General features: G+C 66.9%; 23 protein-coding genes. 21 read left to right on the forward strand and 2 right to left on the reverse strand.

The genetic code is table 11. The features are described from left to right. The first annotated feature begins 182 nt into the window (after positions 1 to 182). The 8 genes from ACK41U_RS09610 to doeB are packed head-to-tail and all read left to right on the forward strand — an operon-like array spanning position 183 to position 7,315. A complete protein-coding gene (locus tag ACK41U_RS09610; RefSeq protein ID WP_409679157.1) occupies positions 183 to 776 on the forward strand; it encodes a TRAP transporter small permease in 594 nt (197 codons plus the stop codon). Between the two features lie 3 nt (positions 777 to 779). After that, the gene (locus ACK41U_RS09615) at positions 780 to 2,066 is read left to right on the forward strand and encodes a TRAP transporter large permease (RefSeq protein ID WP_409678989.1); all 1,287 of its coding nucleotides are present in this window, start codon (positions 780 to 782) and stop codon (positions 2,064 to 2,066) included. Positions 2,067 to 2,070: 4 nt separating this feature from the next. After that, the gene (locus ACK41U_RS09620) at positions 2,071 to 2,511 is read left to right on the forward strand and encodes a universal stress protein (protein WP_409678991.1); all 441 of its coding nucleotides are present in this window, start codon (positions 2,071 to 2,073) and stop codon (positions 2,509 to 2,511) included. 9 nt (positions 2,512 to 2,520) lie between these two features. Then, a complete protein-coding gene (locus tag ACK41U_RS09625) occupies positions 2,521 to 3,228 on the forward strand; it encodes an ectoine utilization protein EutA (RefSeq protein ID WP_409678993.1) in 708 nt (235 codons plus the stop codon). After that, positions 3,222 to 4,169, forward strand: a complete 948-nt coding sequence (gene eutB, locus ACK41U_RS09630) for a hydroxyectoine utilization dehydratase EutB (RefSeq protein ID WP_409678996.1) — start codon at positions 3,222 to 3,224, stop codon at positions 4,167 to 4,169. The genes ACK41U_RS09625 and eutB overlap by 7 nt, the downstream gene beginning before the upstream one ends. Beyond that, the gene (locus ACK41U_RS09635; RefSeq protein WP_409678999.1) at positions 4,166 to 5,134 is read left to right on the forward strand and encodes a cyclodeaminase; all 969 of its coding nucleotides are present in this window, start codon (positions 4,166 to 4,168) and stop codon (positions 5,132 to 5,134) included. The genes eutB and ACK41U_RS09635 overlap by 4 nt, the downstream gene beginning before the upstream one ends. Then, positions 5,127 to 6,323, forward strand: coding sequence for an ectoine hydrolase DoeA (doeA, locus tag ACK41U_RS09640; RefSeq protein WP_409679002.1), 1,197 nt, complete (start codon positions 5,127 to 5,129; stop codon positions 6,321 to 6,323). Before ACK41U_RS09635 ends, doeA begins: the two co-directional genes overlap by 8 nt. Further along, the gene (doeB, locus tag ACK41U_RS09645) at positions 6,320 to 7,315 is read left to right on the forward strand and encodes a N(2)-acetyl-L-2,4-diaminobutanoate deacetylase DoeB (RefSeq protein ID WP_409679005.1); all 996 of its coding nucleotides are present in this window, start codon (positions 6,320 to 6,322) and stop codon (positions 7,313 to 7,315) included. The genes doeA and doeB overlap by 4 nt, the downstream gene beginning before the upstream one ends. Here doeB and ACK41U_RS09650 read toward each other — a convergent pair. Then, a complete protein-coding gene (locus ACK41U_RS09650; protein ID WP_409679007.1) occupies positions 7,312 to 7,968 on the reverse strand; it encodes an alpha/beta fold hydrolase in 657 nt (218 codons plus the stop codon). The two genes, doeB and ACK41U_RS09650, sit on opposite strands and share 4 nt — an antisense overlap. A gap of 75 nt (positions 7,969 to 8,043) precedes the next feature. Between ACK41U_RS09650 and ACK41U_RS09655 the strand changes: the two genes are divergently transcribed. From ACK41U_RS09655 to ACK41U_RS09715, 13 genes are all read left to right on the forward strand, one after another. Next, positions 8,044 to 8,931, forward strand: a complete 888-nt coding sequence (locus ACK41U_RS09655; RefSeq protein WP_409679010.1) for a LysR family transcriptional regulator — start codon at positions 8,044 to 8,046, stop codon at positions 8,929 to 8,931. A 79-nt stretch (positions 8,932 to 9,010) separates the two neighbouring features. Then, positions 9,011 to 9,481: a formate dehydrogenase subunit gamma gene (locus ACK41U_RS09660; protein ID WP_409679013.1), complete on the forward strand. Its 471-nt coding sequence runs from the start codon at positions 9,011 to 9,013 to the stop codon at positions 9,479 to 9,481. Next, the gene (locus ACK41U_RS09665) at positions 9,478 to 10,995 is read left to right on the forward strand and encodes a formate dehydrogenase beta subunit (RefSeq protein WP_409679016.1); all 1,518 of its coding nucleotides are present in this window, start codon (positions 9,478 to 9,480) and stop codon (positions 10,993 to 10,995) included. The genes ACK41U_RS09660 and ACK41U_RS09665 overlap by 4 nt, the downstream gene beginning before the upstream one ends. Then, positions 10,992 to 11,219, forward strand: a complete 228-nt coding sequence (locus tag ACK41U_RS09670) for a DUF4287 domain-containing protein (RefSeq protein WP_409679019.1) — start codon at positions 10,992 to 10,994, stop codon at positions 11,217 to 11,219. Before ACK41U_RS09665 ends, ACK41U_RS09670 begins: the two co-directional genes overlap by 4 nt. Before the next feature lie 4 nt (positions 11,220 to 11,223). Beyond that, complete coding sequence (gene fdhF / locus ACK41U_RS09675) at positions 11,224 to 14,178, forward strand: formate dehydrogenase subunit alpha (protein ID WP_409679022.1); 2,955 nt, start codon at positions 11,224 to 11,226, stop codon at positions 14,176 to 14,178. A gap of 21 nt (positions 14,179 to 14,199) precedes the next feature. Next, positions 14,200 to 15,006, forward strand: coding sequence for a formate dehydrogenase accessory sulfurtransferase FdhD (gene fdhD, locus ACK41U_RS09680; protein WP_409679160.1), 807 nt, complete (start codon positions 14,200 to 14,202; stop codon positions 15,004 to 15,006). Then, on the forward strand, positions 14,996 to 15,196 hold the full coding sequence (locus ACK41U_RS09685; RefSeq protein ID WP_409679025.1) for a formate dehydrogenase subunit delta: 201 nt from the start codon (positions 14,996 to 14,998) through the stop codon (positions 15,194 to 15,196). Before fdhD ends, ACK41U_RS09685 begins: the two co-directional genes overlap by 11 nt. Before the next feature lie 91 nt (positions 15,197 to 15,287). Further along, a complete protein-coding gene (locus ACK41U_RS09690) occupies positions 15,288 to 16,232 on the forward strand; it encodes a diacylglycerol/lipid kinase family protein (protein WP_409679028.1) in 945 nt (314 codons plus the stop codon). Positions 16,233 to 16,234: 2 nt separating this feature from the next. Continuing rightward, positions 16,235 to 17,029 (forward strand): metallophosphoesterase family protein, encoded by a 795-nt coding sequence (locus ACK41U_RS09695; RefSeq protein ID WP_409679031.1) that lies wholly within the window; start codon positions 16,235 to 16,237, stop codon positions 17,027 to 17,029. 200 nt (positions 17,030 to 17,229) lie between these two features. After that, positions 17,230 to 18,909 carry a 30S ribosomal protein S1 gene (rpsA, locus tag ACK41U_RS09700; protein WP_409679034.1) on the forward strand — a complete coding sequence of 560 codons (1,680 nt, stop codon included), beginning with the start codon at positions 17,230 to 17,232 and terminating at the stop codon, positions 18,907 to 18,909. A gap of 253 nt (positions 18,910 to 19,162) precedes the next feature. Continuing rightward, positions 19,163 to 19,447, forward strand: a complete 285-nt coding sequence (gene ihfB / locus ACK41U_RS09705; protein WP_304615327.1) for an integration host factor subunit beta — start codon at positions 19,163 to 19,165, stop codon at positions 19,445 to 19,447. 60 nt (positions 19,448 to 19,507) lie between these two features. Beyond that, the gene (locus ACK41U_RS09710; protein WP_409679037.1) at positions 19,508 to 19,912 is read left to right on the forward strand and encodes a lipopolysaccharide assembly LapA domain-containing protein; all 405 of its coding nucleotides are present in this window, start codon (positions 19,508 to 19,510) and stop codon (positions 19,910 to 19,912) included. Between the two features lie 4 nt (positions 19,913 to 19,916). Next, positions 19,917 to 20,549: a phosphoribosylanthranilate isomerase gene (locus ACK41U_RS09715; protein WP_409679040.1), complete on the forward strand. Its 633-nt coding sequence runs from the start codon at positions 19,917 to 19,919 to the stop codon at positions 20,547 to 20,549. Positions 20,550 to 20,555: 6 nt separating this feature from the next. On the opposite strand, the gene ACK41U_RS09720 is transcribed toward ACK41U_RS09715, so the two are convergent. Continuing rightward, entirely contained in the window at positions 20,556 to 21,992 is a 1,437-nt protein-coding gene (locus ACK41U_RS09720) for a short-chain fatty acyl-CoA regulator family protein (RefSeq protein WP_409679043.1), read from the reverse strand. Positions 21,993 to 22,014 lie beyond the last annotated feature (22 nt).

The raw sequence follows: 22,014 nt of genomic DNA on the forward strand, positions 1-22,014 counted from the left end.
GGCGGGCCCAGTTGACGGCCTATCGTGCCCCCCCCCCCCTGTCACGGGCGGTGAGGGGCGCGACCGGCCCGCGCGGGCCGGTCGCATGACCCTTTTGCCGAAAGTCCCGCATGTCGCACCCCAAGTCGCCGTCAAAGGCCGATCCTCCGCCTGTTGATCCCGATGTGCTGGCCGCGGCCGAGATGCCCTCGGTCACCGCCGATGATATTGACGACAGCTCGTATCGCTCGGGTCTGCCGGGGCCGCTGGGGTGGCTGGACCAGATCATCGCCCGGCTGGAGGCAGTGTTGCTGGCGGCGGGCGTTCTGGCGATGGCGGCCAATACCTGCGCCAATGTCGTGGGGCGCTATGTCTTTGGCCAGTCGCTGTATTTTTCCGAAGAGGTCAATCAGGCGCTGATCATCCTGATCACCTTTGCGGGCATTTCCTATGCTGCGCGGCACGGGCGTCATATCCGCATGTCGGCCTTTTTCGACATGCTGCCCTTCAAGGCGCGCAAGGTGGCGATGATCCTGATCTCGGCCATCACGGCGGCGCTGCTGCTGATGTTGGCGTGGTATGCCTATCAGTATGTCGCCACGCAGGCAGCACGGGGCCGCACGATGCCCGCGCTGCGCATCCCGAACTGGTGGATTCTGGTCTGGGTGCCGCTGGGGTTCTTCCTGACCGGGCTGCAATACGCGCTGACGGCGGTCCGCAACCTGCTGGACCATGACATCTGGCTGTCGACCAGCACGCTGGAAGGCTATGACGACAACCGCGAAGAAGAGGTCTGAGCCATGACCGCAGCCATTCTGGGAACCATGGTCGTCCTGCTGCTGCTGGGCTTTCCGATGATGGTGCCGCTGATCATCGGGTCGATGGTGGGCTTTGTCGGCATCTTCGGCGGCATCGACCAGATGCCGACGCTGGTGCAACAGGTCATCGCGGGCATCCAGCCCGCCAGCCTGATCGCGGTGCCGATGTTCATCTTTGCCGCCGACATCATGACGCGCGGCCAGTCGGCGGGGCGGCTGATTGATCTGGTGATGGCGTTTCTGGGCCATATCAAGGGCGGGCTGGCGATTTCCACCGCCGGGGCCTGCACCATGTTCGGCGCGGTGTCCGGGTCCACGCAGGCGACCGTGGTGGCGGTGGGCGGGCCGCTGCGTCCGCGTCTGCTGAAGGCGGGATACAGCGACAAATTCACGCTGGCGCTGATCATCAACGCATCCGACATCGCATTCCTGATCCCGCCATCCATCGGCATGATCATCTACGGCGTCGTCTCGGGCACCTCGATTTCGGAACTGTTCATCGCCGGGCTGGGGCCGGGGCTGCTGATCCTGCTGCTGTTCTCGATCTATGCCTATATCTACGCCGTGCGCCACAATGTGCCGACCGAGCCGCCCGCGACATGGCGCGAACGGGCACGGGCGGCGCAGCGGGCGCTGTGGCCCCTGGGCTTTCCGGTGATCATCATCGGCGGCATCTATGGCGGCATCTTCTCGCCCACCGAGGCGGCGGCGGCCTGTGTCCTTTACGCGCTGATCCTCGAGATGGTCGTCTTCCGCGAAATGTCGGTCAAGCAGCTTTACGCCACTGCGAAATCGACCGGGCTGATCACGGCGGTCGTGTTCATTCTGGTCGGCGCGGGCGCGGCCTTCAGCTATATCATCAGCTTTGCACAGATCCCGCAGGCGGTGCTGGGCGGCATCGGCATCGACGAGATGGGGCCTTATGGCGTGCTGTTCACCATCTCGATCGCCTTTTTCATCGGCTGCATGTTCGTCGATCCGATCGTGGTGATCCTGATCCTTGTGCCGATCTTTGCGCCGGTGGTGCAGGCCACGGGCCTCGACCCGGTGCTGGTCGGCACCATCATCACCCTGCAGGTGGCCATCGGCAGCGCCACGCCCCCCTTTGGCTGCGACATCTTCACAGCCATTGCCGTCTTCAAGCGCCCCTATGCCGAGGTGGTCAAGGGCACGCCGCCCTTCATCTTTATCCTGCTGTCCGTCTCGGTCCTGCTGATCTTTTTCCCACAGATCGCGCTGTTCCTGCGTGATCTGGCGTTCAGGGACTGACCGCATGTTCAACCGTATCCTCATCCCCTATGACGGCTCGACCGGGGCCGAGCGCGCGCTGGTCAAGGCGGCCGAACTGGCCAAGCTGTGCGGCGGGCAGGCCATCGTGCTGACCGTCTATCGCCATCACGCCATGCTGGAGGCGTCGCTGTCGATGGTGCGCGGCGCGTCCGAGCCGGGGCATCTGGACGACGCCATGCGCGCCCATGCCCGCGACGCCGCCGATTACGCCAAAAGCCTTGTCCGCGATGCGGGCGTGGCGCAGGTCAGCGCCTTTATCCGCGCCGGTCAGCCCGCCCGCACCATCGTCGCCGTCGCGCGCGAGAAGCAATGCGATCTGATCGTGGTCGGCTCGCGCGGGCTGGGTGCAACCGAAGGCTATCTGCTGGGTTCCGTCAGTCACAAGGTGACGGGGCTGGCGCCCTGTCCCGTTCTTGTCGTCTGAGGACCTTTCATGTGGACAGATACCTTACGCCGCTTCGGGCTGGTGGCGCTGGCGACCGACCTGACGATCGAGGGCGATGCCGCCACCCTGATGCCGCCCGGCACAAGGCTGCATGTGACGCGCATCAGTTTTGACAACCCCACCACGCGCGAGAACCTGCTGGCGACCGGGCCCCGGCTGCGCGCGGCGGTCGATCTGCTGGTGCCCGGCGTGGCGCTGGAGGGGATCGGCTTTGGCTGTACCTCGGCCTCGGCAGTGCTGGGACCGCAGATCGACGCGCTGGCCTCGGATGGCCGTGCGCCGCTGACCACGCCTGCGGGCGCGGCGCTGCGGGGGTTTGCTGCGCTTGGCGTCCGCCGGGTGGCGCTGATGACGCCCTATCTGGCCGCGACCACCGATCTGGTGGGCGATTACTTCGAGGCGAACGGCATTCAGGTCGTGCGCCGTGCCTCGATGGGCCATGCCGATGACCGCGACATGGCAATGCTGCCGGCCCCCGAGATCATCGAGATGGCCTGCGCCTGTGATCACCCCGAGGCTGAGGCGCTGTTCATCTCCTGCACCGCACTGCCCGCGCTGGCTGTGATCGACACGCTTGAGGCGCGGCTGGGCAAGCCGGTCCTGACCGCGAACCAGTCGCTGTTCTGGGCGATGCTGGATCAGGCGCTGCTGCCCGCCGCCGGTCCGGGCGCGCTGTTCCGGTGCCGGACATGGTGACGCTGGACCAGATCCGGGCCGCGCGCGACCGCATCGCGGGACAGGTGGTCTGCACGCCGGTCGCGCAGTCGCCCACGCTGTCGGATCTGGCGGGCGGGCCGGTCTGGCTGAAGCTGGAGCATCTGCAGACCACCGGTGCCTTCAAGCTGCGCGGCGCCAGCAATGCGGTGGCGCGCTTGGGCGATGTGGCAGGGGTCACGACCGCCTCGACCGGCAATCATGGCCGCGCGCTGGCCCATGCCGCGCGGGCGCGGGGCCTGCCTGCGGTGATCTGCATGTCCTCGCTGGTGCCGGGCAACAAGCTGGCGGCGATCGAGGCGCTGGGTGCCGAGGCGCGCATCGCGGGCGCCAGCCAGGACGAGGCGTTTCTTGAGGCGCAGCGGCTGCAGGCCGAGCAGGGCTTTGCGCTGATCCCGCCCTTTGACCACCCGGATGTGATCGCGGGGCAGGGCACGCTGGGGCTGGAGATCCTGGACCAGATCCCCGATGCCGCTGCCATCGCCGTGCCCCTGTCGGGCGGCGGTCTGCTGGCGGGCGTGGCGGCAGCGGCCAAGGCGCTGCGTCCCGACATCCGCATCATCGGCATCAGCATGGAGCGCGGCGCCGCCATGGCCGCCAGCCTGCGCGCAGGCCATCCGGTCGCGGTGCGCGAGCTGCCGACGCTGGCCGACAGTCTGGGTGGCGGCATCGGCATGTCGAACCGCCATACCTTCACAATGGTGCGCGATCTGATGGACGAGGTGATCCTGCTGACCGAAGCCGAGATTGCCGCCGGTATCCGCCATCTGGCCGCCGAGGGCCATGTGGTCGAGGGCGCCGCCGCCGTCGGTGCGGGCGCGGTGCTGGCGGGCAAGCTGCGCGCATCTGGCCCGCTGATCCTGATCCTGTCGGGCGCCAATATCGACCCCGCCGCCCACGCCGCCATCCTGAGGACCGCATGACCCCGCTGATATTGACCGAGCCGGATTTGCGCGCCCGCGTGCCGCTGGACCTGACCGCCATCGACGTGATCGAGGCGGGCTTTGCCCGGCTGGCCGGAGGCGGTGTGGTCATGCCGCCGGTCCTGTCGATGCACCTGCCCGACGTGAATGGAGAGGTGGACATCAAGACGGCATATGTGCCGGGGTTTCAGGGCTTTGCGGTGAAAATCTCACCCGGTTTCTTTGACAATCCTGCACGCGGGTTGCCCTCGACCTCGGGGCTGATGGTGGTACTGGATGCACAGACGGGGCGGGTGCGGGCCGTGCTGCTGGACAATGGCTATCTGACCGATCTGCGCACGGCGGCGGCGGGCGGTGTGGCCGCGCGGCATCTGGCGCGCAAGGAGGCCTCGACCGCCGCGATCTTTGGCGCCGGGGTGCAGGCGCGGATGCAGCTGCAGGCGCTGTGCCTTGTGCGGCCGATCACCACGGCGCTGATCTGGGCGCGCGATCCGGCCCGCGCGCAGGCGCTGGCCGCTGATCTGGACCGCCCCGGCCTGACCGTCCGTGCGACCTCTGATGCCGCCGGGGCCGCCGCTGCGGCAGATATCATCGTCACAACCACCCCCGCCACGCAGCCCATTCTGCGCGCCGAATGGCTGCGCCCGGGCCAGCACATCACCGCCATGGGCAGCGACCAGCCCGGCAAGAACGAGTTGGACCCCGCCTGCCGGACGCGCGCCGATCTGTATGTCGCCGATCGTCTCAGCCAGACCCGCCTGATGGGCGAACTGCGCGCGGCTCTGGCCGCAGGGCAGCCCGACATCGACCATCCCGAACTGGGCCAGATCATCGCCGGGCAGCGCCCCGGCCGAACCCATCCCGATCAGATCACCATCTGCGATCTGACGGGGACCGGCGTGCAGGACACCGCCATTGCCACCCACGCGCTTGCCGCGTTTTCGAAAGACAATCCGAATGCCTGAACTGCAGAGGACACCCTATCGCTTTTCGACCGATGAATACGAAGAGCGCCTGAAAAAGACCCGCGCCAGCATGGAAAAGCTGGGGCTGGATCTGCTGATTGTCAGCGATCCCTCGAACATGGCCTGGCTGACCGGCTATGACGGCTGGTCCTTCTATGTGCATCAATGCGTGATCGTGGGTCCGACCGGGGCGCCGATCTGGTTCGGGCGCGGGCAGGATGCGCAGGGCGCGCTGCGCACGGTCTGGATGCCCGACGACCATATCATCGGCTATCCCGACCACTATGTGCAATCGACCGAGCGGCATCCGATGGATTACCTCTGGGCCACGCTGGCCGACAAGGGCTGGCATACCGGCTTTATCGGCGTCGAGATGGACAATTACTATTACTCGGCCAAGGCGCATGAGCGGCTGGTCCATGGCCTGCCCGAGGCGCAGATTCTGGACGCGACCGGGCTTGTCAGCTGGCAGCGCGCCGTCAAGACGCCCAAGGAACTGGAATACATGCGCAAGGCCGCCCGCATCGTCGAGCGGATGCACCGCCGCATCGCCGACAAGGTCGAGGTGGGGATGCGCAAATGCGATCTGGTGGCCGAGATCTATGACGCGGGCCTGCGCTTTGACGAATGGTCCCAGCATGGCGGCGATTACCCGGCCATCGTGCCGCTGCTGCCCTCGGGGCCGGATGCCGCAGCCCCGCATCTGACCTGGGACGACCAGCCGATGAAGCGCGATGAGGGCACCTTCTTCGAGATTGCGGGCTGCTATCAGCGCTATCACGTGCCGCTGTCGCGCACGATCTTTCTGGGCACGCCGCCGCAGGACATGCTGGACGCGGAAAAGGCCGTGCTGGAGGGGATGGAGGCGGGCCTTGGCGCCGCCCGCGCGGGCAATACCTGCGAGGATATTGCCAACGCCTTCTTCACGGTGCTGGACCGCTACGGGATCGTGAAGGACAACCGCACCGGCTATCCGATCGGCCTGTCCTATCCGCCCGACTGGGGCGAACGCACCATGTCGCTGCGCCGCGGCGACCGGACCGAGCTGAAACCGGGCATGACCTTCCATTTCATGACGGGTCTGTGGATGGAGGGCTGGGGCTATGAAACCACCGAATCCATCGTCATCACCGAACGCGAGCCGGAACTGTTCTGCAACATCCCCCGCCGGATGCTGGTGAAGGCATGAGCGCGAACCCGATCCGCCCCACCATCCCGCTGGATCGCCACGGCAAGCATCACGGCTTTCTGCGGCTGCCCTACAGCCGCAATGACAGCGCATGGGGCAGCGTGATGATCCCGCTGACGGTGATTGCGAACGGCGAGGGGCCGACCGCCCTGCTGACCGGCGGCAATCACGGCGATGAATACGAGGGGCCGATTGCGCTGCAGCAGCTGGCCTGGGAGGTGGCGCCCGAGGAGGTGACGGGCCGCCTCATCATCCTGCCCTATATGAACTATCCCGCCTTCCGGGCGGGCACGCGGGTCAGCCCGATAGATCAGGTCAACCTCAACCGCTGCTTTCCGGGCAGGCCGGACGGCACGGTGACGCAGAAGATCGCGAACTATATCCACGATGTGCTGGTGCCGCAGGCGGATCTGGTGCTGGACTATCACTCGGGCGGCAAGACGCTGGATTTCCTGCCCTATGCCGCCGCCCATTATCAGGATGACCCGGCGAAAGAGGCCGCCTGCCTCGCCGCCGTCCGGGCCTTTGGTGCGCCCTATACGATGATGATGCACGAGATCGACAATGTCGGCATGTTCGACACGGCGGTCGAAACGCAGGGCAAGATCTTTGTCACCACCGAGTTGGGCGGGGGCGGCACCGCCACGGCGGCCTCGGCCCGGATCGCCATCGAAGGCGTGCGCAACGTGCTGCGCCATGCGGGTATTCTGGCGGGGGCGGTCACGGCGCGGGAGGACAGCCCCATGCTGGATATGCCGGGCGATGACTGCTTCCATTTCGCCACAAGCGACGGGCTGATGCACCCGCTGGCCGATCTGGGCGATGCGGTCCGGGCGGGTCAGCCGATTGCGCAGATCTGGCCACCCGACCGGACCGGTGTGGCCCCGGTCGAGGTTCTGGCAAATATGGACGGCGTGATCGCGGCCCGGCATTTTCCGGGGCTGGTGCAGACCGGCGATTGTCTGGCGGTGATCGCGGTCCTGCGCGACTAGCGCGCGATCCGGTCCAGCAGGCGGGCCAGTTCCCCGGGCGCGGACAGGAACGGCGAATGCCCCCAGTCCCGCGCATGCACCTGATCGACGGGCGCGCGCGCCAGCATCGCCTGTTGCAGGCCTGGCGCAATCGCGCGGTCGTTGCGGCACAGGATATAATGGCGCGGCAGGGCGATGCGCGGGCCCGGCAGGGGCTCGCGCATCGGCCCGGTGGGCTGTGGCCGCAACCGGGCCAGCGCGCGGGCGACCTCGGGGGGCGGGCAGTCGTGATACAGCATCTCGCGCGCGGCCTCGGGCGGCATCAGCAGGCGGCCCTGATCGTCGCGCGGCCAGTTGCGCGGCCCGTTTCGGGGCATTCCGCCCATCCGGTCCAGCGCCGCCAGACTGTCGCCGGGCCGCGGCAGATAGGAACACAGATGCACCAGCGCGGTGGCGCGCGCCGCGAGCGCCTCGATCACCATGCCGCCAAGGGAATGCCCGACCAGCAGCGCCGGGCCTTCGCCCACAACCGCCCCGCAATCGGCCAGTGTCGCCGCACCCCCCGGCATATCGGGCGCATCGACCGCGTGGCCCATCGCGCGCAGCCGGTCGGCCACCGCGTCCCAGCACCAGCCGCCATGCCATGCTCCGTGTATCAGGACGATCCGTGCCATGCCCGCAGCCTTGCAGCCGCGGCCCGCCGGTGCAAGGCTGCGCAGGCAGGGGGGCTGCGCGGGCAGGGGGGCGCCATGATCGACAAACTGGAAATGTTTCTGGCCGTCACCAAAGAGGGCCATTTCGGCCGCGCCGCCCAGAGCCTTGGCATCACCCAGCCCAGCCTGTCGGCGGGGATCAAGCAGCTTGAGGAAAGCCTCGGCGTGCTGCTGATCTTTCGCGGCTCGCGCTATGGCGGCCTCACGCCCGAGGGGCAGTCGGCGCTGGTCTGGGCGCGCCGGATCGTGGGCGACAGCCGCCAGCTGCGCGAAGAGATGCGGGCCGTGCGCCACGGGCTGTCGGGGCGGCTGCGGATCGCGGTGATCCCGACCGCGCTGACATGGGCCGCCCGGATCAGCGCCCGCTTTGGCGCCGCCCATCCCAAGGTGGGCTTTACCATCCTGTCGCGCAGTTCGGTCGAGATCCTGCAGATGATCGAGGATCTCGATGTCGATGCGGGCATCAGCTATCTGGACAACGAACCGCTTGGCCGGGTCAGCAGCGTGCCGCTCTATGACGAACGCTATGTGCTGCTGGCGCATCGCGATCACCCGCTGGCGGGTGCGGGTCGTCTTCCATGGTCCGCGCTGGAGGGTCAGCGGCTGTGCCTGCTGAGTTCCGACATGCAGAACCGCCGCATCCTCGACCGCACACTGGGCGAGGCGGGCGTGGTGCCGCAGGCGGCTGTCGAGTCGAATTCGACCGTGGTTCTGGTCGCGCATGTGCTGGAGGGCGGCTGGCTGACCATCCTGCCCAAGGGCATCGCGGGGTTTCTGGCGCAGGGCAAGCCGCTGGTGACGATCGAGCTGTCGGACCACGGCCCCGGCCATGCGGTGGGCCTGATCGCGCCCTGGCGCGAGCCGCATACCCCGGTGCTGGAGGCGCTGCTGGCCGAGGCGCGGCGGATCGTGATTGATAGGTAATCCCTATCAATCAACGGAACTGCGATATTGATTTTGGATCACGGACGGGGTCTGCTGGGGGACCAATGAAAGGCCAGCCATGCACGATCCCGCGCCAGCCCCGACCGCAGACGAGATCCGCGATGTCGCCGCCCCCCTGATGGGGCTCGAGGGGCCCTTGCTGCCCATGCTGCACGCCATTCAGGCGGAATGGGGCCATGTGCCGCCCGCGGCGGTGCCGGTGCTGGCCGATCTGCTGAACCTTGGCCGGGCCGAGGTGCATGGGGTGATCAGCTTCTATCACGATTTCCGCGATCACCCGGCCGGGCGGCAGGTGCTGAAGATCTGCCGGGCCGAGGCCTGTCAGGCGATGGGTGCCACCGGCATGGCCGCCGAGACGCTGGCGCGGCTGGGCGTGGACTGGCACGGCACCACCCCCGACGGCGCGGTGACGGTCGAGCCGGTCTATTGTCTGGGCCTGTGCGCCTGCGCGCCCGCCGCCATGATCGGGGACCGGGTGCTGGGCCGGGTCGATGCCGACCGACTGGTCTCTGAATTGGGTGTCGCATGAAGATCTGGGTGCCGATGGACAGCGCCGCCCGCGCGCTTGGGGCCGATGCGGTGGCCGACGCGGTGGCGCGCGAGGCTCAGGCGCGCGGGCTGGAGGTCCAGATCATCCGCAACGGATCGCGCGGGATGGTCTGGCTGGAACCGCTGGTCGAGGTCGACGACGGCACCGGCCGTATTGCCTATGGTCCGGTGACGGCTGCGGACGTGCCTGCGCTGCTGGACGGGCAACTGAACAGCCATGGTCCGGTGGAAACCATCCCGTTCTTTGCCCGCCAGACGCGGCTGACCTTCGCCCGTTGCGGGGTGATCGACCCGCTGGATCCGGACGATTACGCCGCCCATGGCGGGCTGGCGGGCCTGCGCCGCGCCATCGGCATGACGCCTGCGCAGATCGTGACCGAGGTGACCGACAGCGGGTTGCGCGGGCGCGGCGGGGCGGGCTTTCCGACCGGCATCAAGTGGAAGACCGTGGCCGGGGCGGTCTCGGACCAGAAATACATCGTCTGCAATGCCGATGAGGGCGACAGCGGCACCTTCGCCGACCGCATGATCATGGAGGGCGATCCGTTCACCCTGATCGAGGGCATGGCGATTGCGGGCCTCGGCGTCGGCGCCACGCGCGGTTATGTCTATCTGCGCAGCGAATATCCCGATGCGATCCGCATCATGCAGGCGGCGGTGCGCATCGCCCGCCAGCGGGGCATGCTGGGGCCGGATGTGCTGGGCTCGGGGCGGGCCTTCGACATGGAGATCCGCGTGGGCGCGGGCGCCTATGTCTGCGGCGAGGAGACCAGCCTGCTCAACAGTCTTGAGGGCAAGCGCGGCACGGTGCGCGCCAAGCCGCCGCTGCCCGCTTTGGAGGGGTTTCTGGGCAAGCCCACGGTCGTGAACAATGTCATCTCGCTGGCCACGGTGCCGGTGATTTTTGAGAAGGGCGCGCAGCATTACGCCGATTTCGGGCTGGGCCGGTCGCGCGGCACGGTCACCTTGCAGATCGCGGGCAATGTCGCGCGCGGCGGGCTGTTCGAGACGGCGTTCGGCATGTCCTTGGGCGAGGTGGTCAATGACATCGGCGGCGGCACGGCCTCGGGGCGGCCGGTCAAGGCGGTGCAGGTGGGTGGCCCCTTGGGCGCCTATATGCCGGTCGCGAAATTCGACACACCGATGGGATATGAAGAATTCGACGGTGCGGGCGGGCTGATCGGCCATGCCGGGCTGGTCGTGTTCGACGACAGTGCCGACATGCTGCAACTGGCGCGTTTCGCGATGGAGTTCTGCGCGGTCGAAAGCTGCGGCAAATGCACGCCCTGCCGCATCGGCGCGGTGCGCGGGGTCGAGACCATCGACCGCATCGCCGCCGGTGATCCGGGGGCGGCCGCCCTGCTGACCGACCTGTGTGAGACCATGAAAGATGGCTCGCTCTGCGCGCTTGGCGGCTTCACCCCCTATCCGGTCATGTCCGCGCTGACCCAGTTCCCCGACGATTTTGCCACCCAGAGGGAGGCCGCCGAATGACGGATGCCGCGAAGATCAAAGGCCCGGCCAGCTATTTCCCCTCGATCGAGGCGAAATATGGCCAGCCCGTCGCCCATTGGCAGGACCTGATCCGCGCGCAGCCGGGCATGACACATATGCAACTGGTGGCTTGGCTGAAACAGACGCAGGGCATGGGCCACGGCCATGCCAACGCACTGGTGGCGGCAACTTTGGGCCGGGCCGACGGAAAGGATGCAAAGTAACGCCATGAAAGACTTCATCATCCCCGCATTCGCCCCGGGCGAGGACATCACCGATGACCGCGATCTGGGCACCCCGGCCCGCCACGGCGCGCCGGTCAGCCTGACCGTCGACGGCCACGAGGTGACGGTGCCCGAGGGCACATCGGTCATGCGCGCGGCCTTTCTGGCGGGCATCAGCGTGCCCAAGCTGTGCGCGACCGACAGTGTCGAGGCCTTCGGGTCGTGCCGCCTCTGTGTCGTGGAAATCGAGGGGCGGCGCGGCACGCCCGCCAGCTGCACGACGCCGGTGGCGCCGGGCATGGTCGTGCGCACCCAGTCCGACAAGGTACGCCGCATCCGTCGCGGCGTGATGGAGCTGTATATCAGCGACCACCCGCTGGATTGCCTGACCTGTGCCGCGAATGGCGATTGCCAGTTGCAGGATGCGGCGGGGCAGGTGGGTCTGCGCGATGTCCGCTATACGCCCGGCGCGAACCATTTCGACCCCAAGGGCATCGGCGCCCGCAGCCAGTCCGAGGCGCGTCTGCGCGAGGGGCCGGGCAATCCGCAGTTCATTCCGAAAGACGACAGCAACCCCTATTTCAGCTATGACCCCAGCAAATGCATTGTCTGCTCGCGCTGCGTGCGCGCCTGCGAAGAGGTGCAGGGCACATTCGCGCTGACCATCGAGGGGCGGGGCTTTGACAGCCGCGTCAAGGCGGGCGCGGGTTCGGATGATTTTCTGGCCAGCGATTGCGTCAGCTGCGGTGCCTGCGTGCAGGCCTGCCCGACCGCGACCCTTCAGGAAAAATCGGTGGCCGAGCTGGGCACGCCCACACGCTCGGTCATCACCACCTGTGCCTATTGCGGCGTGGGCTGCAGCTTCAAGGCCGAGATGAACGGCGACCGGCTGGTGCGGATGACGCCCTGGAAACACGGCAAGGCCAATCGCGGCCATAGCTGCATCAAGGGCCGGTTCGCCTATGGCTATGCCGCCCACAAGGACCGCATCCTCAAGCCGATGATCCGCGAGACGATCGACCAGCCCTGGCGCGAAGTGTCCTGGGACGAGGCGCTTGGCTTTGCCGCCGACCGGATGCGCGGCATTCAGGAACGGCACGGGCGACGCTCGGTCGGGGTGATCACCTCGTCGCGCTGCACGAATGAGGAAACCTATCTGGTCCAGAAGCTGACGCGGGCGGTGTTCGGCAACAACAACACCGATACCTGCGCGCGGGTCTGCCATTCGCCCACGGGCTATGGCTTGGGCAAGACCTTCGGCACCTCGGCGGGCACGCAGGATTTTGACAGCGTGGAACAGACCGATGTGGTGCTGATTATCGGCGCCAATCCAACCGACGGGCACCCGGTCTTTGCCAGCCGGTTGAAGAAACGCCTGCGGCAGGGCGCGAAGCTGATCGTGGTCGATCCCCGCCGCACCGATATTGTCCGCAGCGCCCATGTCGAGGCGCAGTATCACCTGCCTCTGCGCCCCGGCACCAATGTCGCCGTGGTCAGCGCCATGGCGCATGTGATCGTCACCGAAGGGCTGATGGACGAGGCCTATATCCGCGAGCGCTGCGACTGGGACGAGTTCCAGCACTATGCCGAATTCATCAGCGACCCGCGCCATGCGCCCGAGGCGACCGGGATGCTGACCGGCGTGCCTGCCGCCGATCTGCGCGCGGCGGCGCGGATGTTTGCCACCGGCGGCAATGGCGCGATCTATTACGGGCTGGGTGTGACCGAACATTCACAGGGCTCGACCACGGTGATGGCGATTGCGAACCTTGCGATGCTGACCGGCAATATCGGGCGGCCCGGCGTGGGCGTGAACCCCTTGCGCGGTCAGAACAATGTGCAGGGCGCCTGTGATATGGGGTCATTCCCGCACGAGCTGCCGGGCTACCGGCATGTGAAGCTGCCCGATGTGCGCGCGATCTTTGAAAACGCCTGGGGCGTGCAGATCGACCCCGAGCCGGGGCTGCGCATCCCCAATATGCTGGACGCCGCCGTCGAAGGGACGTTCAGGGGGCTGTACTGTCAGGGCGAGGATATTCTGCAATCGGACCCCGACACGCATCATGTCGCGGCGGGCCTGCGCGCGATGGACTGCGTCATCGTGCATGACCTGTTTCTCAATGAGACGGCGAATTACGCGCATGTGTTCCTGCCCGGCTCCAGCTTTCTGGAAAAGGACGGCACCTTCACCAATGCCGAACGGCGCATCAACCGCGTGCGCCGCGTGATGGCGCCCCGCAATGGCTATGAGGACTGGGAGGTCACGCAGCTTCTGGCCAATGCGCTGCTGAAAGGCACGGGGCGGGCGGGCTGGCACTATACCCATGCCAGCCAGATCATGGACGAGATCGCGGCCACCACGCCCAGCTTTGCAGGCGTGAGTTACGAGCGGCTGGAGGTGCTGGGCTCGGTGCAATGGCCCTGCAACGAGGCCGCGCCCGAGGGCACGCCGCTGATGCATGTCGATGGCTTCATGGCGGGCCGGGGGCATTTCATCGTCACCGAATATGTCGCCACCGATGAACGCACCGGCCCGCGCTTTCCGCTGCTGCTGACCACCGGGCGGATCCTGTCGCAATATAACGTCGGCGCGCAGACGCGGCGGACCGAGAACAGCCTCTGGCATCAGGAGGATGTGCTGGAGGTTCACCCCCATGACGCCGAGACGCGCGGCATCAATCAGGGCGACTGGGTGCGTCTGGCCAGCCGTGCGGGCGAGACGACGCTGCGGGCGGTGCTGACCGACCGCGTCGCGCCCGGCGTGGTCTATACGACCTTTCACCACCCGACGACGCAGGCCAATGTGGTCACCACCGATTTCTCGGACTGGGCGACGAACTGCCCGGAATACAAGGTGACGGCGGTGCAGATCAGCCCCTCGAACGGGCCATCGGACTGGCAGCAGGACTATGCCGCGCAGGCCGAACGTGCGCGCCGCGTCCTGCCGGCGGCGGAATAGCCGGTGGCGCTGCCGCCCCCCATGACCTCGGCGCGGGCCACGCATCACCGGCAGGGCAGCCACCGGGCGGTGACCCGGACGCTGCCCGAGGAAACTCCGGTCGCGATGGTCTATGGCGGCAGCACGCAGGCGGTGATGATGGCGACCCCCTCGGATCTGGAGGATTTCGCCCTGGGTTTTTCGCTGACCGAGGGGATCGTGACCGCGCCCGGCCAGATCGCGCGGCTGGAGGTGATCCCCCATCCCAAGGGCGTCGAGGCGCAGATGTGGCTGACCGGGGACCGCGCCGATGCGCTGGCCGCGCGGCGCCGCTTCATGGCCGGGCCGGTCGGCTGCGGGCTGTGCGGCATCGACAGTCTGGACGAGGCCACGCGCGCCTTGCCCGATCTGCGCGGGCAGGGGCCGGTGCTGGACCGGGGCCAGATCGCGGCGGCCTCGGACGATCTGCGCGCCTTCCAGCCGCTGCATGACGCCAGCCGCGCGGTCCATGCGGCTGGGTTTCTGCAGCCGGGTCAGGGCATCGTTCTGGCGCGCGAGGATGTGGGCCGCCACAATGCGCTGGACAAGCTGATCGGCGCCATGGCGCGGCAGGGGATGGATGCGGGGCAGGGCGCCTTTGTCCTGACCAGCCGCGTCTCGGTCGAGATGGTGCAGAAATGCGCCATGGCGGGCTGCGCCATCCTGATCGCCGTCTCGGCGCCGACCGCCCATGCGCTGCGGCTGGCGGATGCGGCGGGCATCACGCTGGCGGCTTTTGCCCGGTCCGAGGGCTTCGATCTGTTCTGTCACCCCCAACGCCTGTGCGCCGAGGTCTCTGATGTCGCCTGAAAAAATGGTCATGATGGCCAACCAGATCGCCACCTTCTTTGACAGCCAGCCCGGCAATCCCGCCGAAAAGGTCGCGGCCCATCTGCGCGATTACTGGGAGCCGCGGATGCGCGCGCAGCTGCTGGCCTATCTGGATCAGGGCGGCGCCGGGCTGAAACCCTCGGTCGAGGGCGCCGTGCGGCTGCTGTAGCGGCGATTTTTGCCACCTTGTGCAACTCTGCGACCGGCTGGCGCGTTTTATCGTCAACGATTGATGTGACCGGGCCGGGGACAGCGACCAGATGCACGAGAATGCCGAGCAATTCGACCTTGGCGGCGCCAGGGTCTGCGTCGTGATGAACCGTGGCTCTGGCCGCAAGAAACACCGCGAACTGACCGATCTGCTGCGCGACCGCCTTGCCCCGGCCTGCGGCAGCTTTACGCTGCGCGAAAGCGCCAAGGGCCGCGATCTGCCCGCGCTGGCCCGGCAGGTCGCGGGCGAAGGGTTCGATCTGGTGATCGCGGCGGGCGGCGACGGCACGCAATCGGCGGTGGCCGGGGCGCTGGCGGGCAGCAGATCGGTCATGGGCGTGCTGCCGGGCGGCACCTTCAACTATTTTGCCCGCGATCTGGGCGTGGGCGAAACCCTCGAAGAGGGGCTGGAGACGATCCTGTCGGCGCGGGTCGAAGCTGTCGATGTCGGGCAGATCAACGATCTGGTCTTTCTGAACAATGTCAGTTTCGGCGCCTATCCGCAGATCCTGAAAACGCGAGAGGGGATCTATCGCCGCTGGGGCCGCTCGCGGATCGCGGCCTATTGGTCGGTGCTGGTCGCGCTGCGCCGTCTGCGCCGCCCGATGAGCCTGACGGCGAGGGTCGGGGGCGAGACGCAGCGCTTTTCCAGCGCGCTGCTGTTTGTCGCGCGCAGTGCCTATCAGCTGGACAATTTCGATCTGGACGGCGCCGATGCGGTGCGCGACGGGCAGATGTCGGTGCTGATCGCCAAGGCGAAGCGGCCTTTGCCGCTGATGCGCTCGGCTTTCCGGCTTGCCTTCGGGCTGGGCGCGCTGAACGATGATTTCGACCTGATCACCGCCGAGGAAATGCAGATCGAGACACCCGCCAGACGCCAGCTTGTCGCCCATGACGGCGAAAAGACGGTTCTGACCAGCCCCTTCCGGCTGGATGTCCGCCGCGAGGCGCTGCGCCTGCTGGTCCCGCTGACCCCTCGGGAGGGCCGGGGCTGAGCATGGTGCGGCTGATCCACCTGACCGACCTGCATTTCGGCTTTCACCGCGATGAGCTGGTGGCGCCGCTGCTGGCGCGGATTGCCGATGCGCGGCCCGATCTGGTCGTGGTGACGGGTGATCTGACCCATCGCGCGCTGGGTGGCCAGATGGCGCAGGCGCGCGCCTTTCTGGACCGGATCGCGGCGCCGCTGCTGCTGGTTCCGGGCAATCACGACCTGCCGGTCTGGAACCCTCTGGCGCGGATCTTCTGGCCCTTTTCCGGCTGGCGGCGACATTTCGGCCCCGACCTGACCCCGGTGGCGCGGGTGGGCGAGGTGCGTGTGCTGGGGATCAACAGCGCCGATCCCTATGTCTGGCAGCGCGGCAAGATCCGCAAGGGCGAGGTCGGGCGGGTGCTGGGCGGGCTGGACCCTCTGGGCACGAATGTCGTGGCCCTGCACCACCCGCTGCAGCATCTGTCCCGCGTGGACAAGCTGCTGGCCCGGCGCGCCCGTCAGGCGCTGTCGCGGCTGGAGGGCGGCGGCGTGCATCTGGTCCTGTCGGGCCATCTGCACCGGACGGCGGCGGCGGAACTGCTGGTGACCGGGCGCCACCCGCGCGTGTTGCAGATCCAGTCGGGCACGGCGCTGTGTGCACGCGTGACCGACATGCACAACGAAATGGCGGTGATCGACCTGGACGGGTCCCGGCTGACACTGACCCGGCATCTGGCACCGATGGGCACGCCGGACTTCACCGGTCTGGACCGCCAGCAGTTCTCGCGCGCGGACGGGATCTGGCGCGCGGTGCCGTGAAACACGCAGTTTGCCGTTGAGTTTCACGTCAAACGTGACTATATGCGGCGCAGTCACACGGGCGACATGGTCAGAACAGACCGCTTTCCAACGGGTCGGGCATCATGCCGCGACCCTTTGGCGTTGCCCCAAAGGCATCATAAAGACCGGCGGAGCCAACCGTCAGGCCGGAAAACAGACACAAAGGAAACTGCATACGCATGTGCGCTAAAGCGACTATGGAGGAGTTCGAGGCCCTTCTGAATGAAAGCCTCGAAATTGACACCCCCGATGAGGGCAGCGTTGTCAAAGGCCGTGTGATCGCCATCGAGGCAGGTCAGGCCATCATCGACGTCGGCTACAAGATGGAAGGCCGCGTCGATCTCAAAGAATTTGCAAATCCCGGCGAAGAGCCCAGCATCAAGGTCGGCGACGAAGTCGAGGTCTATCTGGACCGCGTCGAGAACGCCCGTGGTGAAGCGAGCATCAGCCGCGAGAAAGCCCGCCGCGAAGAAGCCTGGGACCGCCTTGAGCGCGCCTATGGCGACGAAGAGCGTGTCGAAGGCGCGATCTTTGGCCGCGTCAAAGGCGGCTTTACCGTTGATCTGGGCGGCGCAGTTGCGTTCCTGCCCGGTTCGCAGGTCGATGTCCGCCCCGTGCGTGATGCCGGCCCGCTGATGGGTCTGAAGCAGCCGTTCCAGATCCTGAAGATGGACCGTCGCCGCGGCAATATCGTCGTGTCGCGTCGCGCCATTCTGGAAGAGAGCCGCGCCGAACAGCGCGCCGAGGTCATCGCCAACCTGACCGAAGGTCAGGCGATCGACGGCGTCGTGAAGAACATCACCGAATACGGTGCGTTCGTTGATCTGGGCGGCGTCGACGGTCTGCTGCATGTCACCGACATGGCATGGCGTCGCGTCAACCACCCGTCCGAGATCCTGGCGATCGGCGAGACCGTCAAGGTCCAGGTCATCAAGATCAACAAGGACAGCCACCGCATCAGCCTGGGGATGAAGCAGCTGCAGGCCGATCCGTGGGATACCGTCGCCGACAAGTTCCCGATCGAATCGGTCCATCAGGGCCGCGTCACCAACATCACCGATTACGGCGCATTCGTTGAGCTGGAAGCCGGTGTTGAAGGTCTGGTCCATGTCAGCGAAATGAGCTGGACCAAAAAGAACGTGCATCCGGGCAAGATCGTCTCGACCTCGCAGGAAGTCGAAGTGATGGTTCTGGAAATCGACGAGGCCAAGCGCCGCGTGTCGCTGGGTCTGAAACAGACCATGCGCAACCCGTGGGAAGTGTTCGCCGAAACCCATCCGACCGGCACCGTCATCGAAGGCGAAGTCAAGAACATCACCGAATTCGGTCTGTTCGTGGGTCTGGACGGCGACATCGACGGCATGGTTCACCTGTCGGACATCTCGTGGGATGCCCGTGGCGAAGACGCGATTCAGGACTACCGCAAGGGCGACACCGTCAAGGCCGTCGTTCAGGACGTGGATGTCGAGAAAGAGCGGATCAGCCTGTCGATCAAGTCGCTTGAAAACGAGCACATGGCCGAAGCGGTTGACGGCGTGAAGCGCGGCTCGATCGTCACCGTCGAAGTGACGGCGATCGAAGAGGGCGGCGTCGAGGTCGAATTCAACGGCGTCAAATCCTTCATCCGTCGCAGCGATCTGGCCCGCGACCGTGCCGACCAGCGCCCCGAGCGTTTCCAGGTCGGTGACAAGGTCGATGCCCGCGTGACCAATGTCGACACCAAGACCCGCCGTCTGGGCCTGTCGATCAAGGCCCGCGAGATCGCCGAAGAAAAAGAAGCGATCGACACCTATGGCAGCTCGGATTCGGGCGCGTCGCTTGGCGACATCCTGGGTGCGGCACTGAACCGCAACGGCTGATCCGGTCACCCGGACGGCATGAATCAGGCCCGTCCCGCAATGCGGGGCGGGTCTTTTTTCGCCCGCGATGCCTAACCGCGCAGCACGGCCCTTGCGCGGTTGCATCAAAGCTGGCAACTCTATGAAACCAGTAGCTTGTGCGGTGCGTTAACTGTTTGCGATGCAGGGGGCCGGCAGTCGGCTTTCGCTTGGAATCGCGCGCAGGCTCGCCCGCAACCAGAGAATGTGTGGGGCCGATGATTTGGGGGATAGCATGATCCGATCCGAGTTGATCCAGAAGATCGCCGACGAAAACCCGCACCTGTTCCGGCGCGATGTCGAGCGGATCGTCAACACGGTGTTCGAAGAGATCATCGACGCCATGGCGCGCGGCGACCGGGTCGAGTTGCGCGGTTTCGGCGCATTCTCGGTCAAGAAACGCGATGCCCGCACAGGCCGCAATCCCCGCACCGGCGACTCGGTCGAGGTCGAGGAAAAGCATGTTCCGTTCTTCAAGACCGGAAAACTGCTGCGTGACCGGTTGAACGGCGAAGCCTGAGCGTCGTAGAACGCGAACGGGGGCGGGTGCCGCCCCTGCCGTCAGTCCCGGGGGAATCCGATGCGCTATCTTCGTCTGCTTTTTGTGGTGCTTCTGGCACTGATCCTTGTGGCTGTGGCGCTGGCCAATCGCGGCATGGTCACGCTGTCGCTGTTTCCGGCGAATTTCGGGCAGTATCTGGGCGGCCAGTGGTCGCTGGAGCTGCCGCTGTTTCTGGTCATCCTGCTGACCTTCGCGCTTGGCATGCTGGCCGGGCTGGTCTGGGAATGGCTGCGCGAGGCCCATATCCGCCGCGAGGCCCGCGCCCGTCAGGCCGAGGTGGCGCGCCTTGAGACCGAGCTGGGCCATGTGCGCAAACAACATGCCGCCCCGCGCGATGAGGTTCTGGCCATCCTCGATGCTCCGGCAGGGGCGGCGGCGGTGACGAACACGCCCGCAGCGCCGGGCCTTACGGCCACGCGCTGACATCATGGCACAGGTCAAGATCTGCGGGCTGCGCGAGGTGGCGCATGTCCGCGCCGCGTCCGATGCGGGCGCCCGCTATCTGGGCTTTGTGTTCTTTCCCAGATCCCCCCGCGCGGTGACGCCGGATCAGGCCGCCTTGCTGAGCGCCGAAGTGCCGGTGGGCGTCGCCCGTGTCGGGCTGTTCGTCGATCCCGACGACGCCCTGCTGGAGACGGTGCTGGAGCGCGCGCCGCTGGATATCGTGCAGCTTCACGGCGATGAGACCGCTGACCGGGTGGCGGCGGTGCGCGCGCTGACAGGCCTGCCGGTGATGAAGGCCGTGGGCATTGCCGGGCCGCAGGATCTGGCGCAGCTGACCGATTACGGGCTGGTGGCCGATATGCTGCTGGTCGATGCCAAGCCCGCGCCGGGCAGCGCCTTGCCGGGTGGCAACGGGCTGGCCTTTGACTGGCGGTTGCTGCAAGGCCGCCGCTGGCTGCGCCCCTGGCTGCTGGCCGGTGGGCTGACCCCGGCCAATGTGGCCGAGGCGGTGCGCCTGACCGGGGCGCCGGGCGTCGATGTCAGCTCGGGCGTCGAGACTGCGCCGGGGATCAAGGATGCGGGTCTGATCCGCGATTTCATTGCGGCGGCTGGCTAGGGCCGCCTATTCCCCCTCGAACCGGAACAGCGCCAGGCTGCGTTCGCGCTCATTGATCGCAAGGCGGCGGTTGATCGGTGGTTGCGCGCGCGATCCGCAATTCTGCCGCTCGCACAGATAGCAGTTCAGGCCAATATCCGTGGGCTCGGTCCGGTCCAGATTGATCCGGTCGGCATAGACCAGCCTTGCGGCATAGGACACGTCGCAGCCCAGCCCGATCGCCAGCCGCTGTGCGGGGGCGCTGTGGGTGCCCTCGGCCCGCGTCACCGTGCGCGCGATCGAGAAATAGCTGGCGCCCTCGGGCATGCGGATGATCTGGGTCTGCACCTGTCCCGGCGCCTCGAAGGCGGCGTGGATGTTCCACAGCGGGCAGGTGCCGCCAAAGCGCGAAAACGGAAACCGCCCGGCGCTGAACCGTTTCGAGACATTGCCCGCCCGGTCGATGCGCACGAAAAAGAACGGGATGCCGCGCGCATCCGGGCGCTGCAGCGTCGCCATCCGGTGGGCGGTCTGCTCGTAGCTGGCGCCAAAGCGGTGGGTGATCAGTTCGACATCATAGCGTTCCTGCTCGCAGGCGGCCAGAAAGCGCGTATAGGGCATCTGCAGCGCGGCAGAGAAGTAATTGGCCAGACTGACCCGCGCCAGGCTGCGGGTGTCGGCCTCGGTAAAGCCGGCCGCGTCGATGGCGCCCTCGATCAGATCCTCGTATTCCAGCCGTGCGATCAGCACGCCGATCTGGAACCGGCGGCTGGCCTGCCCCAGCAGTTCCGACAGCATCAGCTCCTTGCGGTGCGGATCATAGCGGCGCAGCGCGCCCCCCATCACCTCGGCGGGCAGGATGCGGACGCGGATGCCGTGCCGCGTCATCCGCTCGGTCAGGGCCAGATGCGGTTCCTCGCGGTGCAGCGCCATGTCGACGGCCAGCTGTTCGGCGGCGCGGTCGACCACGTCCATGTAGTTGTCGGTCTCATACAGCCAGTCGCGCACGCGTTCGTCGGGGCGGCTGACCTGTCCCAGCGCCTCGACCTTGGCGCGGTCGGTAAAGGGGTTCTCGTCCACCTGATCGCGCATCCGCTGTTCGGTCAGCTTGCCATGCATGCGCACGATCCCCGCCGCGATCCGGGGGGATGCCTGCAGCACGGCCTCGATCTCGCTATGGGGCAGGCGGGGCAGCTCCACCGCCGGATCCTTCAGCGCCGCCTCGAAATCGGATGCCAGCTGCGCATCCACCTCGGGCGCCAGTTCCGAGATGTTCATGTCATAGGCCTGCGCCAGCCGCAGCAGCAGGTTGGCCGAGGCGGGCCGCTGATCGGCCTCGATCAGGGTGATGTAGCTGGCCGAGACGTCCAGCTGATCGGCCAGCTGCGCCTGCGTCAGCCCCAGCGATTTGCGCAGCACCCTCAGCCTGCGCCCGATCATCAGCTTCGCGCTGCGCTTGGTCATCTTCACCCCCGGCCTGCCATCT

The sequence above is a fragment of the Paracoccus sp. (in: a-proteobacteria) genome, assembly GCF_046289755.1.
Lineage (GTDB): Bacteria > Pseudomonadota > Alphaproteobacteria > Rhodobacterales > Rhodobacteraceae > Paracoccus.